At 71.0% G+C, this 15,957-nt stretch carries 16 protein-coding genes; 9 read left to right on the top strand and 7 right to left on the bottom strand.

Annotation, left to right across the window (positions count from 1 at the left end; all coding sequences use genetic code 11):
• Positions 1-136: 136 nt before the first annotated feature.
• From leuA to V4Y03_RS10285, 3 genes are all read left to right on the top strand, one after another.
• A complete protein-coding gene (gene leuA, locus V4Y03_RS10295; RefSeq protein WP_317878619.1) occupies positions 137-1,909 on the top strand; it encodes a 2-isopropylmalate synthase in 1,773 nt (590 codons plus the stop codon).
• A gap of 272 nt (positions 1,910-2,181) precedes the next feature.
• Complete coding sequence (locus tag V4Y03_RS10290) at positions 2,182-3,525, top strand: choice-of-anchor A family protein (protein WP_332434720.1); 1,344 nt, start codon at positions 2,182-2,184, stop codon at positions 3,523-3,525.
• Positions 3,526-3,657: 132 nt separating this feature from the next.
• Entirely contained in the window at positions 3,658-4,350 is a 693-nt protein-coding gene (locus V4Y03_RS10285) for a TerB family tellurite resistance protein (protein ID WP_317879098.1), read from the top strand.
• Positions 4,351-4,361: 11 nt separating this feature from the next.
• Here the strand turns inward: V4Y03_RS10285 and V4Y03_RS10280 are convergent, their stop codons facing one another.
• From V4Y03_RS10280 to V4Y03_RS10270, 3 genes are all read right to left on the bottom strand, one after another.
• A complete protein-coding gene (locus tag V4Y03_RS10280; RefSeq protein WP_332434719.1) occupies positions 4,362-5,939 on the bottom strand; it encodes a LuxR family transcriptional regulator in 1,578 nt (525 codons plus the stop codon).
• Positions 5,940-6,007: 68 nt separating this feature from the next.
• Positions 6,008-7,378, bottom strand: a complete 1,371-nt coding sequence (locus V4Y03_RS10275) for an FAD-dependent oxidoreductase (RefSeq protein WP_317874150.1) — start codon at positions 7,376-7,378, stop codon at positions 6,008-6,010.
• Positions 7,379-7,720: 342 nt separating this feature from the next.
• Entirely contained in the window at positions 7,721-8,038 is a 318-nt protein-coding gene (locus V4Y03_RS10270; protein ID WP_332434718.1) for a hypothetical protein, read from the bottom strand.
• A 464-nt stretch (positions 8,039-8,502) separates the two neighbouring features.
• Here V4Y03_RS10270 and V4Y03_RS10265 point away from each other — a divergent pair, with 464 nt between their 5' ends.
• The 5 genes from V4Y03_RS10265 (at position 8,503) to V4Y03_RS10245 (ending at position 11,138) form a co-directional block, all read left to right on the top strand.
• Positions 8,503-8,727 carry a hypothetical protein gene (locus V4Y03_RS10265; RefSeq protein WP_332434717.1) on the top strand — a complete coding sequence of 75 codons (225 nt, stop codon included), beginning with the start codon at positions 8,503-8,505 and terminating at the stop codon, positions 8,725-8,727.
• Positions 8,724-8,939 carry a hypothetical protein gene (locus V4Y03_RS10260; protein ID WP_317874153.1) on the top strand — a complete coding sequence of 72 codons (216 nt, stop codon included), beginning with the start codon at positions 8,724-8,726 and terminating at the stop codon, positions 8,937-8,939. The genes V4Y03_RS10265 and V4Y03_RS10260 overlap by 4 nt, the downstream gene beginning before the upstream one ends.
• Before the next feature lie 70 nt (positions 8,940-9,009).
• Positions 9,010-9,759: a DNA repair protein RecO gene (gene recO, locus V4Y03_RS10255; RefSeq protein WP_317874154.1), complete on the top strand. Its 750-nt coding sequence runs from the start codon at positions 9,010-9,012 to the stop codon at positions 9,757-9,759.
• Positions 9,760-9,772: 13 nt separating this feature from the next.
• Entirely contained in the window at positions 9,773-10,597 is an 825-nt protein-coding gene (locus tag V4Y03_RS10250) for an isoprenyl transferase (RefSeq protein ID WP_317874155.1), read from the top strand.
• 22 nt (positions 10,598-10,619) lie between these two features.
• On the top strand, positions 10,620-11,138 hold the full coding sequence (locus V4Y03_RS10245) for a YcxB family protein (RefSeq protein WP_317874156.1): 519 nt from the start codon (positions 10,620-10,622) through the stop codon (positions 11,136-11,138).
• A 66-nt stretch (positions 11,139-11,204) separates the two neighbouring features.
• On the opposite strand, the gene V4Y03_RS10240 is transcribed toward V4Y03_RS10245, so the two are convergent.
• The 4 genes from V4Y03_RS10240 to V4Y03_RS10225 form a co-directional block, all read right to left on the bottom strand.
• Positions 11,205-11,615, bottom strand: a complete 411-nt coding sequence (locus V4Y03_RS10240; protein WP_317874157.1) for a Fur family transcriptional regulator — start codon at positions 11,613-11,615, stop codon at positions 11,205-11,207.
• Between the two features lie 71 nt (positions 11,616-11,686).
• Positions 11,687-12,580: a metal ABC transporter permease gene (locus V4Y03_RS10235; RefSeq protein ID WP_332434716.1), complete on the bottom strand. Its 894-nt coding sequence runs from the start codon at positions 12,578-12,580 to the stop codon at positions 11,687-11,689.
• Between the two features lie 2 nt (positions 12,581-12,582).
• Positions 12,583-13,347, bottom strand: coding sequence for a metal ABC transporter ATP-binding protein (locus tag V4Y03_RS10230; RefSeq protein WP_317874159.1), 765 nt, complete (start codon positions 13,345-13,347; stop codon positions 12,583-12,585).
• A 26-nt stretch (positions 13,348-13,373) separates the two neighbouring features.
• The gene (locus V4Y03_RS10225) at positions 13,374-14,339 is read right to left on the bottom strand and encodes a metal ABC transporter substrate-binding protein (protein ID WP_332434715.1); all 966 of its coding nucleotides are present in this window, start codon (positions 14,337-14,339) and stop codon (positions 13,374-13,376) included.
• 188 nt (positions 14,340-14,527) lie between these two features.
• Here V4Y03_RS10225 and V4Y03_RS10220 point away from each other — a divergent pair, with 188 nt between their 5' ends.
• Positions 14,528-15,910, top strand: coding sequence for a glycine--tRNA ligase (locus tag V4Y03_RS10220; protein ID WP_317874161.1), 1,383 nt, complete (start codon positions 14,528-14,530; stop codon positions 15,908-15,910).
• Positions 15,911-15,957: the final 47 nt, after the last annotated feature.

Here is a 15,957-nt window from a genome sequence, read left to right as displayed (position 1 = left end):
TCATGCGTTTCGGGCTGCTTCTCCTTAGCCGCCGCGGCGAGGGCCTGTAGTCGTAGGCCGACCCCCTCCCCGCGGGACCTGGTGTTGCGTTCGACAGTCGGCCGTCCTTCTTGCTGGACCCGAGGAGCTCAACGCAATGACCCAGTCCCCGTTCGTCAGCCGCCCCACGCCGGTCACCAACGCGACGCAGCTGCAGAAGCCGTCCGGGATGCCGATCCACAAGTACGGCCGGTACGAGGCCGTGGAGATCCCCGACCGCACCTGGCCCGAGCAGCGCATCACCACGGCGCCCCGCTGGCTGTCCACCGACCTGCGTGACGGCAACCAGGCCCTGATCGACCCGATGTCCCCGGCGCGCAAGCGCGAGATGTTCGACCTGCTGGTCCGCATGGGCTACAAGGAGATCGAGGTCGGCTTCCCGTCCTCCGGCGAGACCGACTTCGCGTTCGTGCGCTCGATCATCGAGGACGGCGCGATCCCGGACGACGTCACCATCTCCGTACTGACCCAGGCCCGCGAGGACCTGATCGAGCGGACCGTGGAGTCCCTGGTCGGCGCCAGGCGCGCCACCGTCCACCTGTACAACGCGACCGCGCCCACCTTCCGCCGTGTCGTCTTCCGCGGCTCGAAGGAGCAGATCAAGCAGATCGCCGTGGACGGCACGCGGCTGGTGATGGAGTACGCGGAGAAGCTGCTCGACGAGCGGACGACCTTCGGCTACCAGTACAGCCCCGAGATCTTCACCGACACCGAGCTGGACTTCGCCCTGGAGGTCTGCGAGGCGGTCTGCGACGTCTGGCAGCCCGGTCCGGGCCGCGAGATCATCCTGAACCTGCCCGCCACCGTGGAGCGTTCGACGCCGTCCACGCACGCGGACCGCTTCGAGTGGATGTCCCGGAACCTGACCCGCCGCGAGCACGTCTGCCTGTCGGTCCACCCGCACAACGACCGCGGTACGGCGGTGGCGGCGGCCGAGCTGGCGATCATGGCGGGCGCCGACCGCATCGAGGGCTGCCTGTTCGGCCAGGGCGAGCGCACCGGCAACGTCGACCTGGTGACCCTGGGCATGAACCTGTTCAGCCAGGGCGTCGACCCGCAGATCGACTTCTCGCAGATCGACGAGATCCGCCGGACCAGCGAGTACTGCAACCAGATGGAGGTCCACCCGCGCCACCCCTACGCGGGCGACCTGGTCTACACCGCCTTCTCCGGCTCCCACCAGGACGCCATCAAGAAGGGCTTCGACGCGATGGAGGCCGACGCGGCCGCCGCGGGCAGGACCGTCGACGAGATCGAGTGGGCGGTGCCGTACCTGCCGATCGACCCGAAGGACGTCGGCCGCTCCTACGAGGCCGTCATCCGGGTCAACTCGCAGTCCGGCAAGGGCGGCATCGCGTACGTCCTGAAGAACGACCACAAGCTGGACCTGCCCCGCCGGATGCAGATCGAGTTCTCGAGGATCATCCAGCAGAAGACGGACACCGAGGGCGGCGAGGTCACGCCGGCCGCGATCTGGGCCGTCTTCCAGGACGAGTACCTGCCGAACCCGGAGGACGCCGCGGCTCGCTGGGGACGGATCCAGCTGCGCTCCGGCCAGACCACCTCCGACACCGACGGCACGGACACGCTGACCGTCGAGGCGGTCGTGGACGGCGCCGACACCGTCCTGACGGGCTCCGGCAACGGCCCGATCTCGGCCTTCTTCGCCGCGCTGCAGGGCATCGGCGTGGACGCCCGCCTGCTGGACTACCAGGAGCACACGATGAGCGAGGGCGCCTCCGCGCAGGCCGCCTCGTACATCGAGTGCGCCATCGACGGCCAGGTCCTGTGGGGCATCGGCATCGACGCCAACACGACCCGCGCCTCCCTGAAGGCGGTCATCTCGGCGGTCAACCGCTCCGCCCGCTGACCCGCGCGAAGCCCTGCCGACCCGCTCGGACCCCTGCCGCCCCGCCCCTTTCCGAAGGGGCGGGGCGGTCTCGTATACGGGCTGCCATGTGAGCCGCCATGTGAGCTGCATCACTGTTTCAGGTTCGCTTAAGGAAGGTCATCCGGCTATGCCGGAATCAATGGCATATCGGATGAGTTGACGGCACATCAGGGAATGGCGGAAGGTCAACGCGTCCCCTCGGACACACCCCCCACGCGCCCCCTTCGCACCTCCCTGACCTGGAGTTCCGCATGCGTACGACCGCTGCCGTGGCCACCGTTCTCGCGGTGACCGGCGCCGCCCTCGCCTGGGCCCCCGCCGCTTCCGCCGTCGGCTCCGCCGCCACCGCCGAGTGCGTGGCGCAACCGCTGGGCACGGCCGGTCTGTACGCCGAGTTCGTCGAGAAGGACTCCACCCGCCACTCGGACTCCGAGGGCGCGGTCGCGGTCGGCGGCGACGCGTACTTCGGCGACCCGAAGCAGCCCTCCGGCTTCTCCATCGGCCACAAGCTCACCGGCGCCGACCTCGCCAAGCTGCCGGGCGGGCGCAGCCTCGTCGTCGGCGGCACGCTCTACGCGAACCAGGTCGTCCTGGACAACGGCACCGGCATAGCCGGCAAGGTCGTCGACCGCTCCACCCCGGGTCAGGGCTTCGGCGTCGACGGCGGCAAGGTCGCGGAGGGCGCCTCTCCGGTCGACTTCGGCAAGGAGTTCACGAACCTGCGGGCGCTGTCCACCGGCTGGGCCGCGACGGAGCCCAACGGCACGGTCGCCTCCTCCGGTGACGGCATCTTCCTCACGGGCACCGACCCGAGGCTCAATGTCTTCGCCGTGAACGCCGCCGACCTGGAGAAGTTCCGCGCGATCACCCTGGACGTCCCGGTCGGCTCCTCGACCCTGGTGAACGTGCTCGGCACCTCGTACGACATGAGCACCTCGGCCACCTACGGCGTCTACTACAAGAACCTCGACGGCGGCGCCCCTGTCGTCGACGACTACGCGGTGCCGCGCGACGAGTACCGGCAGATCCGCTCCAAGCTGCTGTGGAACTTCCCGCAGGCCGAGAGCGTGAAGAAGAACTACACCTCGTGGCCCGGCACGATCTTCGCGCCGAACGCCAAGGTCGAGATGGGCGGGAAGAACGTCGGCCCCGGCCACGTCAACGGCTCCGTCGTCGCCGAGGAGCTCGTCACCGTCCCCGGCGCCGAGACCCACCAGATGAACTTCACCGGCTGCCTGCCGGGGGAGAAGACGCCGGGCCCGGTCGTCACCCCGGAGACCCCGAAGCCGACCGACACCCCCGTCCCCACCCCGCCGGCCACCCCCGAGCCCACCCCCAGCGAGGGCGGCTCCACTCCCGGCGCGACGCCGTCGACGCCGGGCGGCTCCGCCTCCCCGTCCACCCCGGCCGGCCCGGGTGAGGCCACCACCGCCCCGGCGGCGACGCCGACCCCGGCGCCGTCCGCCACCCCGGAGGGTGATCTCGCGACGACCGGTTCGGCCATCGGACCGGGCGCGATCGGCGCCGCCGCGGGCGCCGTCCTCGTCGGCGGAGGCTTCCTGGCCTTCGCAAAGCGCCGTCGCCGCGCCTCCTGACCGATTCCGGAAGCGTGTCGTGTCTCGGCCAACTCCTGAGTGAACTCCTGACGGGGTGCTGACGCCACATCAAGGATGTGGCTAACATCACGCCAACGCCGGCAGTGCAGCCGGGCCGTTGAGGAGGTGCGTGTGCGGTCTGCCCGGAATTCACGTGGTGGGAAAGTGGGCGTCTGCGGAATCCGTACCTCCTGGAACACCGTCGGAGACGGCGAGTTCTTCTGCGAGGAGTGCGGGGGCGACCGCAACTACCGGCGGCGCACCGGCCGCCGCAGGTTCGCCGTCCTCGGGGTCCCCGTCCTGCCCCGGGGCTGTACGGGCCCCGTCGTCGAGTGCGCGGCCTGTCACACGCACTTCGGCACGGAGGTGCTCGACCACCCGACGACGAGCCGTTTCTCCGCGATGCTGCGGGACGCGGTGCACACCGTCGCCCTGGCCGTGCTCGCGGCCGGCGGCACCGACTCCCGCAAGGTCCTGGACCGGGCCGTCCACGCGGTCCGGTCCGCCGGCTTCGCGGACTGCACGGCCGTCCAGCTCGTCGACCTCGTCGAGGCCCTGGAGGCCGACACCGGGCGGTTCATGCCCGAGGTGAACCCCGAGGGGGCGCTCCTCGCGATCGAGCTGCACGAGGCCCTGGAGCCGCTCACTCCGCACCTGGCGCCCTCGGGGCGGGAGTCGATCCTCGTCCAGGCCGCCCGGATCGCCCTCGCGGACGGCGCCTACAGCCCGTCCGAGCGCGAGGTCCTCGGCACCGTCGGCAACGCGCTCGCGCTCACCCCCGACGACGTGACCCGGCTCCTGGCCTCGGCCAGGACCGTGGCGTAGGGGCCCGGCCCTCAGCGCCGTACCGCTCCGGCGGCGCCGAGCATCGTCGCGCGCCGGGCGTCCGGTACGGCTCCGAGCCGTTCGAACAGGGCCCGCGCGGCGCCCAGCTCCCTGCGCGCCTCCGCTTCGTCGCCCATCGCCCGGTGGGCGACCGCGAGCAGCGTCCGTACCCGAGCGGCCTCGTACGGCACGCGCAGCTCCCGCCAGCCCGCGAGGGCCCGCCGCAGCACCTCCCGGGCCTCCCGGGGCGGTGCGACCGAGCCGAGCGCCGTGTCGGCGAGGGCACGCGGCAGCGGTACGTCCCCGGCGAGGGCGTCCAGTTCGGCCGCCGCCTCCGCCGCCCCCGGCATGTCGTCGACGGCGAGCGCCACTTCGGTACGGGCGGCGAGCAGCCGGGCCCGGCCCAGCAGGTCACGGCCGGCCGTGCCGTGGTGGGCCAGGGCGAGTTCGATGCCCGCGACGGCCGCGTCGGTCCGGCCCTGCGCGAGGCGCAGCAGGGCGAGGCCCGGCTGCGGGACGCGGCCCAGGTCGTGGGCGTGCCCGTACGAGACGGCGGCGGCGTCCGTACGGCCCTGGCGCCGCTGGACCTCACCGGCGGTGTAGCACGCGGCGGCGGCGGCCTCCAGCCTGTCCACGGGCACTTCCCGGCAGGCCTGCCGTGCCTCGGCCTCGGCGAGCGCCCAGGCGCCGAGGAGGTCGAGCACCTCGGCCCGACGGGCCCGGCAGACCCCCCGGAAGGGGTTCTCGCCGGCGGGCACGGCCATGGACGGCACGGGCGCGTCGGCCGGGAAGCCGTCGGCCGGGAAGCCGTTGGCCGGAAGGCCGTCCGCCATGAGGCCGTCCTCCTCCGGCCGTCGTCCCGACCACGGCGGCGCGCACCACTCCATCGCCGCGTTCGTCCATTCCACCGCCCGGCCGAGGGCCGCCGTCTCCATGCACTGGGTGAGGGCCAGCTCGTACAGGCGGCCCGTGAACATGCCGCTCAGCTCTCCCGCCGCCACCATCCGCATCGCCTCGTCCAGGAGGGCGAGCGCCTCGGTCCTGCGGCCGGCCGAGAGCAGCGCGCCCGACTCGGCCTGGAGGCCGAGGGCCAGCAGATCGGGGCTGCCGGAGCGCAGGGCCAGATCCGTCGCACGGCGGGCCGAGCCGAGCGCGGCCCCGGGGTCGCCCCGGGCCTCGGCCTCCTCGGCCGCCGTCCAGGCGAGATAGCACTGCTCGGGGCAGTCCGGCAGGTCCTCCAGATGGTGCCCCGCCCGATGCAGCCAGCCGGCCGCCGCCGCGGGCCGTCCGAGGCCCCGGTACTCCTCCGACAGCCACCAGGCGGCCAGCCCGGCGCCCCGGTGGTCCTGGGCGGCGACATGGGCGGCGTGCGCCCGCAGCCGGGCGGTGACGGACTCCTCGACGTGTCCGGACCACCAGGCGGCGTCGGCGAGGACGGAGAGGTCGTCCGCGGTCAGGCCGCGCGACGGGTGGCGGTCGTGCGCGTGGAGCAGCGCGTACGCCTCGGCCCAGGCCTCACGGGAGGCCGCGTCACGCGCGCGTGCGACCGCGTCGGCCGCGTGCGGGCCGTGCATGGTGGGTGCGGACATGGCTCACGCCCCTTCCCGGTCCATTTCAGGGTAGGACCGGGAAGGGGCGTGGGCTCGTCGTGAAGGACCTACTCGATCGCGCCGCTCGCGCGCAGCATGTCCTCGCGCTCGACGATCTTCACGCGCTCGCGGCCCTGCGGCTCGCCGAGCGCCTTCTCGGCGGCGTCCAGGGCGTACCAGCCCTCCCACGTCGTGTACGTGAGGCCCCGGCTCTCCAGGAAGGACACGACCGCGTCCTCCTCCGGGGTGTCCGGGGTGAGCAGCCGCCCGTTCGCGAAGTCGTCCAGGAGGTTCGCGACGGTCTCGTTGGCGTCGCCCTTGGTGTGGCCGATGAGGCCGACCGGGCCGCGCCGGATCCAGCCGGTGCAGTAGGTGGAGTCCATGTGCTCGCCGGTCTCCTCGACGACCCGGCCGCCCTCGTCCGGGAGGGTGCCGGTGGTGGTGTCCCAGGGCAGCTTGGGCAGTTCGTCGGAGAGGTAGCCGACGGCGCGGTAGACGGACTGGACGTCCCAGTCGGTGGTCGTGCCGGTGCCCTTCACGTTCCCGGTGCCGTCCAGCTCGGTGCGCTCGGTGCGCAGGCCGACGACCCGGCCGTCCTCGCCGAGGATCTCGACGGGCGACTCGAAGAAGTGCAGGAAGAGCTTGTGCGGGCGGTCGCCGACATCGCGGATCGCCCAGTTCTCCAGGGTCTTGGCGACCATGTCGGTCTGCTTGTTCTTGCGCCGCTCGGCGATCGAGCCCTCGTCGTAGTCGATGTCCTCGGGGTTGACGATGACCTCGATGGTGGGGGAGTGGTCCAGCTCGCGCAGCTCCATGGGGCTGAACTTCGCCTGGGCCGGTCCGCGGCGCCCGAAGACGTGGATCTCGACGGCCTTGTTGGCCTTGAGGCCGTCGTGGACGTTGGCCGGGATCTCCGTCGGCAGCAGCTCGTCGGCGGTCTTGGCGAGGATGCGGGCGATGTCGAGCGCCACGTTGCCGACGCCGAGGACGGCCACCTTCTCCGCTTCGAGCGGCCAGGTGCGCGGGACGTCGGGGTGGCCGTCGTACCAGGAGGCGAAGTCGGCGGCGCCGTACGAGCCGTCCAGCTCCACGCCCGGGATGCCCAGCGGGCGGTCGGCCATGGCGCCGGTCGAGAAGATCACCGCGTCGTAGAAGGCGCGCAGGTCGTCGAGGTGCACGTCGGTGCCGTAGTCGATGTTGCCGAAGAGGCGGACCTGCGGCTTGTCGAGGACCTGGTGGAGGGCGTTGACGATGCCCTTGATGCGGGGGTGGTCGGGGGCCACGCCGTAGCGGATGAGACCGAAGGGGGCCGGCATCCGCTCGAAGAGGTCGATGGACACACCCGGCTCGGCGGCGGCCTCGGACTTCAGCAGCGCATCGGCGGCGTAGATTCCGGCGGGGCCGGCGCCGACGATCGCGACCCGGAGGGGGCGGGGCATGACTGGGTTTCCCTTCGCAAGCGAGGTGGCGGCGAAGCCGCCGACACTTAGGCCACCCTAAATAATGCCGGACGCGGACCGGTACCCGACCCTGGTCTATGAACCCATAAGGCGGACTTATGACTTCCATAAGTCCGCCTGTGCGTCGTGCGGGCGATCCGGTGGTGTCCGGTCAGCCGGTGAGCGTTTCGGCGGCCGGCCACCCGATCCCGAAGGGCCCGCCGCCCGCCAGGCCGCGGCCGACCGGGGCCATCAGCGCCATTATGGGCCGCACGTGGGCGCCCTCGCGGAGGCGGGCGGAGCCGCGCCGCACGGCACTCGCGGCGGCTGCCCGGACCGTCCCTAGCCGACGACGACGTTGTACGCCGGGATGATCGTGGGCTGGATGTCCGCCCGGCCGAGGTCGGCCAGGACCGGGCCGAAGGCCTTCGCGTGGGCTTCGAGCGCCTCCGTGCTCTCCCAGACCTCCGTCACCCGGAAACCGCTCTCGGACGGCCCCGCCGCGTGGGAGATCAGGCCCGGGTTCGAGACGTCCGCGAACCGCGTGAAGCCCTGCCCTCCGGTCATGCGGTCGATGACCGCGTCGTAGAGCTCCTGTCCGGCGCCGGGGAACTCGAAGGTGACGATGATGGCCATGGCGATGCCCTTGTCTCGGTCCACCGCGCGAGTGCGGCGGCAACGCCCGAGATCCTAGCGATAAGTGGCCGGTTGGTTCCGCAGGGTGACGACGTGCGGGCTGTGCACGCTTCACCACCGCCGGATCATCGGGGAGCGTCCCCGATGGAAATAGGGCGCGTACGGCGACTTGTTGATGAGTCTGCGCCGGGTTCGTTCGAAAATACCGCCGGTTTGTAGGACTCGTCGATTCTCATCACCGCATCCCGCCGCGGCTTTCGAATTCACTGCTCGAACAGGCCGATGTACACGCCCGAAACGAACACCCGTGCACCCGGTTCCCCCGGGGAGCCCCGTCCTGCGCCTCCTTTAGTAATGAACTAACTCCCCGAGCCTGCGCCGCAGTTGTACGGCCTGCGCGTCTGCCGATTCTACGGATCCGCCGCCACCCTGGTGAGGCGAAGCGGGAAATGGATTCAGAAAGGCATACGTTGGTGAAGGAAGACATCATGAAGACGACGACCACGGGGACACTCGAAGCCGCACAAGAGGCCGTGACGGAATTGCGCGAGGCGCTCGCCAGGGCGGGAATCACGCTTCCCTCGCTCGGGCTCGACGCCGTCACGCTCTCCGCGGAGCCCCCGAGGCCGCTCGTCGAATTGGGACGCTGCACGGTGGAAACGGCCCGGCTCCTCGCCGCCGCCCTACTGCCGGAGGAGGAGAGCAGGTCATGACGCTGCCCATCGGGTCGTACGTCGTGGAGATCCGCACCGGGCGGGTCGGAAGGGTCATGGGCCACGAGGGCCCTTACGTCCAGATCCGGTCGCTGGGTGGCGGGCGCGAGTGGGACGTGGAGCCCGAGGACGTACGGGAGGCCACCTCGGCCGAGCGGCTGAGCGCGGCCACCGCGCATGTGAACGCGCGGAGCCGGGGCGAGGTGTCCTGACGCGGGCGGGGAAGGGCCCGGTCCGCGACTCCCGGTCCGGGTCCTTCCTCCCGTACGCGAGAATGGGCCCATGAGTCTGTTCCGCGACGACGGCATCGTGCTGCGCACCCAGAAGCTGGGTGAAGCGGACCGCATCATCACGATCCTCACGCGCGGTCACGGACGCGTACGCGCCGTCGCGCGGGGCGTCCGGCGGACCAAGTCGAAGTTCGGCGCGCGACTCGAACCGTTCTCGCACGTGGACGTGCAGTTCTTCGCCCGGGGGAGTGAGCTGGTCGGACGCGGGCTGCCGCTCTGCACCCAGAGCGAGACGATCGCCCCCTACGGCGGCGGCATCGTCACCGACTACGCCCGGTACACCGCCGGCACCGCGATGCTGGAGACGGCGGAACGGTTCACCGACCACGAGGGCGAGCCCGCCGTACAGCAGTACCTGCTGCTCGTGGGCGGTCTGCGGACCCTCGCCAGGGGTGAGCACGCCCCCCACCTCATCCTGGACGCCTTCCTCCTCCGCTCCCTCGCCGTGAACGGCTACGCGCCGAGCTTCGAGGACTGTGCGAAATGCGGAATTCACGGGCCGAACCGGTTCTTTTCGGTCGGGGCGGGCGGGGTCATCTGCGGCGACTGCCGGGTGCCCGGAAGCGTCGTACCCTCTGCGGAGGCCATCGGCCTGCTCAGCGCGCTGCTCACCGGCGACTGGGAGACGGCGGACGCGTGCGAGCCGCGTCACGTCAGGGAGGGCAGTGGGCTCGTGTCCGCCTATCTGCACTGGCACCTGGAGCGCGGCCTGCGCTCCCTGCGGTACGTAGAGAAGAGCTAGGAGATCCATCGCCATGGCCATCGCACGACTTCTCGGGCGCCAGCGTCGGGAGTACAGCACCCCCGAGCCGCACCCGTCCGGCGCCCACCCGCCGAAGCTCCAGTCGGAGCTGGTCCCGGAACACGTCGCGATCGTCATGGACGGCAACGGCCGCTGGGCGAAGGAGCGCGGGCTGCCGCGCACCGAGGGGCACAAGGTCGGCGCCGAGCAGGTGCTCGACGTGCTCCAGGGCGCGATCGAGATGGGCGTGGGGTCGATCTCGCTGTACGCCTTCTCCACCGAGAACTGGAAGCGCTCGCCCGAAGAGGTCCGCTTCCTGATGAACTTCAACCGCGACTTCATCCGCAAGTCCCGCGACCAGCTCGACTCGCTCGGCGTCCGGGTGCGCTGGGTGGGCCGCATGCCGAAGCTGTGGAAGTCGGTGGCCAAGGAGCTCCAGGTCGCCCAGGAGCAGACCAAGGACAACACCAAGCTGACGCTGTACTTCTGCATGAACTACGGCGGTCGCGCCGAGCTGACGGACGCGGCGCAGGCGATGGCCGAGGACGTCAAGGCGGGCCGGCTCGACCCGGCGAAGATCACCGAGAAGACGATCCAGAAGTACCTGTACTACCCGGACATGCCGGACGTGGACCTCTTCCTGCGGCCCAGCGGTGAGCAGCGCACCTCCAACTACCTGATCTGGCAGAGCGCGTACGCCGAGATGGTCTTCCAGGACGTGCTGTGGCCCGACTTCGACCGGCGCGACCTGTGGCGGGCCTGCGTCGAGTTCGCCCAGCGCGACCGCCGCTTCGGCGGCGTCGACCCGGCCGACATGGCCGTACTCGACAAGGCCTGAGCGGAACCCGGGGGGGATCACCATGGACGAACAGCTCGTACTCGCCTATTCGCCCGACCTCGGCGACGTGAAGGAGGCCGTACGGGTCCGGCTGCGGGCGACCGTCTGGTGGCGGCTGCTGCGGTGGACCGCCTGGGGCGGCGGCGTGCTCGCCTTCCTGGTCGCCGGCCTGGCCCTGCTGCCGCCCTCGCCGGAACCGGGTACGACGGCCCTGTTGCTGGCGCTCGGCCTCCTCGCCGTGGGCTGTGCGGAGGCGCAGCCCTGGCTGACGGCCCGGATCGTCTTCCGGCTGATCAGGTCCCAGGGCGACGCCACGGCCGTCGTCGGCGAGGACGGGGCCCGGTGGACCTCCCGGGACACGGAGACCACGATCCGGTGGGGGCTGCTGCCGCGGTACGTGGAGACACCCCGGCTCTTCGTGCTGCTCACGGCCCAGCAGTCCGGCACCGGCTTCGCCTACCTGCCCAAGCGCGGGCTCGCCGGCCCGGCCGACGCCGACCGGCTGCGGGCGATCCTGGACCGGAACATCACCCACGCCTGAGACGACGAGGGGCCCGCACCGGATTCCTCCGGTGCGGGCCCCTCGTATGTCAGGTCACCGCCGGGGTCACTTCTCCGCGCAGTCCGCGCACGTCCCGAAGATCTCCACCGTGTGCGCCACGTTCACGAAGCCGTGCTCCGAGGCGATCGTCTCGGCCCACTGCTCCACCATCGGGCCCTCCACCTCCACGGCCTTGCCGCAGACGCGGCAGACCAGGTGGTGGTGGTGGTCGCCGGTCGAGCAGCGGCGGTACACCGTCTCGCCCTCGCTCGTGCGCAGCGCGTCGACCTCGCCCGCGTCCGCCAGGGACTGGAGCGTGCGGTAGACGGTGGTGAGGCCGACCGAGTCGCCGCGGTGCTTGAGCATGTCGTGCAGCTCCTGGGCGCTGCGGAACTCGTCCACCTCGTTCAGCGCCGCCGACACGGCGGCCCGCTGCTTGGTCGAGCGGCCTTGTACGGGGGGTCCTGCCGTCACCACGGGGGCCTCCTTGAATGCTTGTCTGCCCCCGCCATTCTGCCAGTTTCCCGTGGCGCCGAGGCCTGACCGGATCAGACCTTCACGTCGTCCGTCGGCCGCCGGGTGGCCGGAACCGGTACGTCGCACCCGGCCGCGGCCACCTCCGCCGCCCGTGCCCGCCGTTTCGCGAGCGGGGTGGCGAGGAGGGTCAGGACGATGAAGACCCCGATCGCGTACAGGACGATCGTCGCGCCGGGCGGTACGTCCTGGTAGTACGAGGTGACCGTGCCCGCCAGGGTGACCACGATGCCGGTCGCCACCGCCAGGACGAAGGTCGCGCGGAAGGACTTCGACAGCTGCTGGGCCGCCGCCACCGGCACCACCATCAGCGCGCTGACCAGGAGCAGGCCCACGACCCGCATGGCGACCGTGACGGTCACCGCCGCCGTGACCGCGATCAGCAGGTTGAGGGCGCGCACCGGCAGACCGGTGACCCGGGCGAACTCCTCGTCCTGGCTGACGGCGAAGAGCTGCCTGCGCAGACCGACGGTGACCAGGACGACGAAGGCCGCCAGGATCGCGATGGCGGTGATGTCCTCGGTGGACACCGTGGAGAGCGAGCCGAAGAGGTACGAGCTGAGGTTGGCGTTGGAGCCGGTCGGCGAGAGGTTGATCAGCAGGACGCCGCCCGCCATGCCGCCGTAGAAGAGCAGCGCGAGCGCGAGGTCGCCGCGGGTCTTCCCGTACGCCCTGATCAGCTCCATCGCCACCGAGCCGACGACGGCGACCAGGGTCGCCATCCAGACCGGGCTGGAGTTCAGGAGGAAGCCGAGGCCGACGCCGGTCATGGCGACATGGCCGATGCCGTCGCCCATCAGCGCCTGGCGGCGCTGCACCAGGTAGATGCCGACGGCGGGGGCGGTGATGCCGACGAGGACGGCCGCGAGGAGCGCCCGCTGCATGAAGGCCGGTTCGAGGAAGTCCATGATCAGCTCAGCAGTCCCGTGCGGAGCGGCTCGCCGGCCGCGTGCGGATGTACGTGGTCGTGGCCGGGCAGCGCGTGCTGGCCGACGGCCTCGGGCGGCGGACCGTCGTGGACGACGCAGCCGTCGCGGAGCACGATCGCCCGGTCGATCAGCGGCTCCAGGGGGCCCAGCTCGTGCAGGACGAGGAGGACCGAGGTGCCGCCCGCGACCTGCTCGCGCAGGGTCGCGGCCAGGATCTCCTGGCTCGCGAGGTCCACGCCCGCCATCGGCTCGTCCATGATCAGGAGTTCCGGTTCGGAGGCGAGCGCGCGGGCGATCAGGACCCGCTGGTGCTGGCCGCCGGAGAGCGCGGAGACGGAGTCCCCGGCGCGGTCGGCGAGGCCGACGAGGTCGATGGCCCGCTCGACGGCGGCCCGGTCCGCCCTGGACAGCCAGCCGAGCTTCTTGCGGGACAGCCGCCCCGAGGAGACGACCTCGCGGATCGTGGCGGGCACGCCGCCGGCGGCGGTGGTGCGCTGCGGCACGTAGCCGACCCGGGCCCAGTCGCGGAACCGCTTCCGGTCGGTGCCGAACAGCTCGATCGTGCCGCCCGTCAGCGGCACCTGGCCGATGACCGAGCGGACCGCGGTGGACTTGCCGGAGCCGTTGGCGCCGAGCAGCGCGACGACCTCGCCGCGGCGCACGGTGAGGTCGACGCCCCGGAGGACGGGCCGGGCGCCGAGGGCCGCCGAGGCTCCGCGGACGGAAATGACGGGTTCCGGTTCCATCGCTCGTACCTCCTGGGATGCGGTGATCACTTGGCGCCGAGGGCCTTCTGCAGCGCGGCGAGGTTGGACTGCATGACCTCGATGTAGTCATCGCCCTTCGACTTGTCCGTGATTCCCTCCAGCGGGTCGAGCACGTCGGTCTTCAGACCGGTGTCGCCGGCGAGGGTCTTCGCGGTCTTGTCGCTCGCGAGGGTCTCGAAGAACACGGTGGTGACCTTGTCCTTCTTCGCGATGTCCTGGATCTCCTTGATCCGGGCGGGGCTCGGCTCGGACTCGGGGTCGACGCCGGAGATGCCCTCCTGGTCCAGGCCGTACCGCTCGGCGAGGTAGCCGAAGGCGGAGTGGGTGGTGACGAAGGTCTTCGTCGCGGTGTTCTTCAGGCCGGTCTCGAAGGCGGTGTCCAGGTCGCCGAGCTTCTTCACCAGGGCGTCGGTGTTCTTCCGGTAGTCGGCGGCGTGGTCCGGGTCCGCCTTCTCCAGCGCGGCGCCGACTCCCTTGGCGACCTCGGCGTACTTCACGGGGTCGAGCCAGATGTGCGGGTCGCCGCCGGCCTCGGAGCCGTGGTCGTGACCGGCCTCTTCGGAGCCGTGGTCGTGGCCGACCTCGGCGCCGTGCTTCTCCAGCGTGGTGAGGGTGGCCGCGTCGACGGTGTTCTTGACGCCGGCCTGGGCGATCGCGTCGTCGACGGCGGGCTGGATGCCCTTGAGGTAGAGGACGACGTCGGCCTCGCCGAGCTCGCCGATCTGCCTCGGCTTGAGCTCCAGGTCGTGGGGTTCGACGCCGGGCTTGGTGAGCGTGTCGACGGCGACGTGCGCGCCGCCTATCTGCTCGGCCAGGTACTGCATGGGGTAGAAGGACGCCACCACGTCCAGCTTGCCGTCGCTGCCCTTGTCGGCCGCACCAGAGGTTCCGCCGCAGGCGGAGAGGGTGACGGCACCGAGGGCGACGGCTCCGGCGAGCGCGGAACGGGGTATGAGGCGGCGTACGTTCATGACACCCATTTTCAACAAAGATGGAAACGATTGTCAATTGTCGTAGCTGTGGCCCGCCCCACGCGCTCCCGCGCACACCTCCCACGCGCCCCGCGCGGGCCCTCGTCACCGAACCGATTTGATACGGGGGGTGCGGGCGCCGGTAACCTGAGGCATTCGCACTTCGTCGTCGTAATGAAGAGAGCACCGTGGCCGCCGAGAAGATCGACACCATCGTCAGCCTGAGCAAGCGCCGTGGCTTCGTCTACCCGTGCAGTGAGATCTACGGCGGCCAGAAGGCCGCCTGGGACTACGGACCGCTGGGTGTCGAGCTCAAGGAGAACCTGAAGCGTCAGTGGTGGCGTTACATGGTCACCGCGCGCGAGGACGTGGTCGGCATCGACTCGTCGGTCATCCTGGCCACCGAGGTCTGGGAGGCCTCCGGCCACGTCGCCACCTTCACCGACCCGCTCACCGAGTGCACCTCCTGCCACAAGCGCTACCGCGCCGACCACCTGGAGGAGGCGTACGAGGAGAAGCACGGCCGCCTCCCCGAGAACGGCCTCGTCGACCTCAACTGCCCCAACTGCGGCAACAAGGGCACCTTCACCGAGCCCAAGCAGTTCTCCGGCCTGCTCTCCACCCACCTCGGCCCGACCCAGGACTCCGGCTCCGTCGCCTACCTGCGTCCCGAGACCGCGCAGGGCATCTTCACCAACTTCGGCCAGGTGCTCCAGACCTCGCGCAAGAAGCCCCCGTTCGGCATCGCGCAGATGGGCAAGTCCTTCCGGAACGAGATCACTCCGGGCAACTTCATCTTCCGCACCCGCGAGTTCGAGCAGATGGAGATGGAGTTCTTCGTCAAGCCGGGCGAGGACGAGGAGTGGCAGGAGTACTGGATGCAGCAGCGCTGGAACTGGTACACCGGCCTGGGTCTCCGTGAGGAGAACATGCGCTGGTTCGAGCACCCGCAGGAGAAGCTCTCCCACTACTCGAAGCGCACCGCCGACATCGAGTACCGCTTCTCCTTCGGCGGCAGCGAGTGGGGCGAGCTGGAAGGCGTCGCCAACCGCACCGACTACGACCTGAACGCCCACTCCAAGGCCTCGGGCGCCAACCTGACCTACCTGGACCAGGAGTCCGGCGAGCGCTGGACGCCGTACGTCATCGAGCCCGCCGCCGGTGTCGGCCGCGCGATGCTGGCGTTCCTGCTCGACGCGTACACCGAGGACGAGGCCCCGAACGCCAAGGGCGTCATGGAGAAGCGCGTCGTCCTGCGCCTCGACCGGCGCCTGGCGCCGATCAAGGCCGCGGTCCTGCCGCTGTCCCGCAACGCGCAGCTCTCCCCGAAGGCCAAGGGCCTGGCGGCGGACCTGCGCCAGAACTGGAACATCGAGTTCGACGACGCCGGCGCCATCGGCCGCCGCTACCGTCGCCAGGACGAGATCGGCACCCCGTTCTGCGTGACCGTCGACTTCGACACCCTCGACGACAACGCGGTGACCGTGCGCGAGCGCGACACCATGAAGCAGGAGCGCGTCTCCCTGGACCAGATCCAGAGCTACCTGGGCAGCCGCCTGATCGGCTGCTGACCCGCTCACGCGGCACGCGAAAGCCCCCGGTTCCGGACGACGGAACC

Source organism: Streptomyces sp. P9-A4 (genome assembly GCF_036634195.1).
Lineage (GTDB): Bacteria > Actinomycetota > Actinomycetes > Streptomycetales > Streptomycetaceae > Streptomyces.
This window is presented reverse-complemented; position numbering and strand designations above follow the sequence as displayed.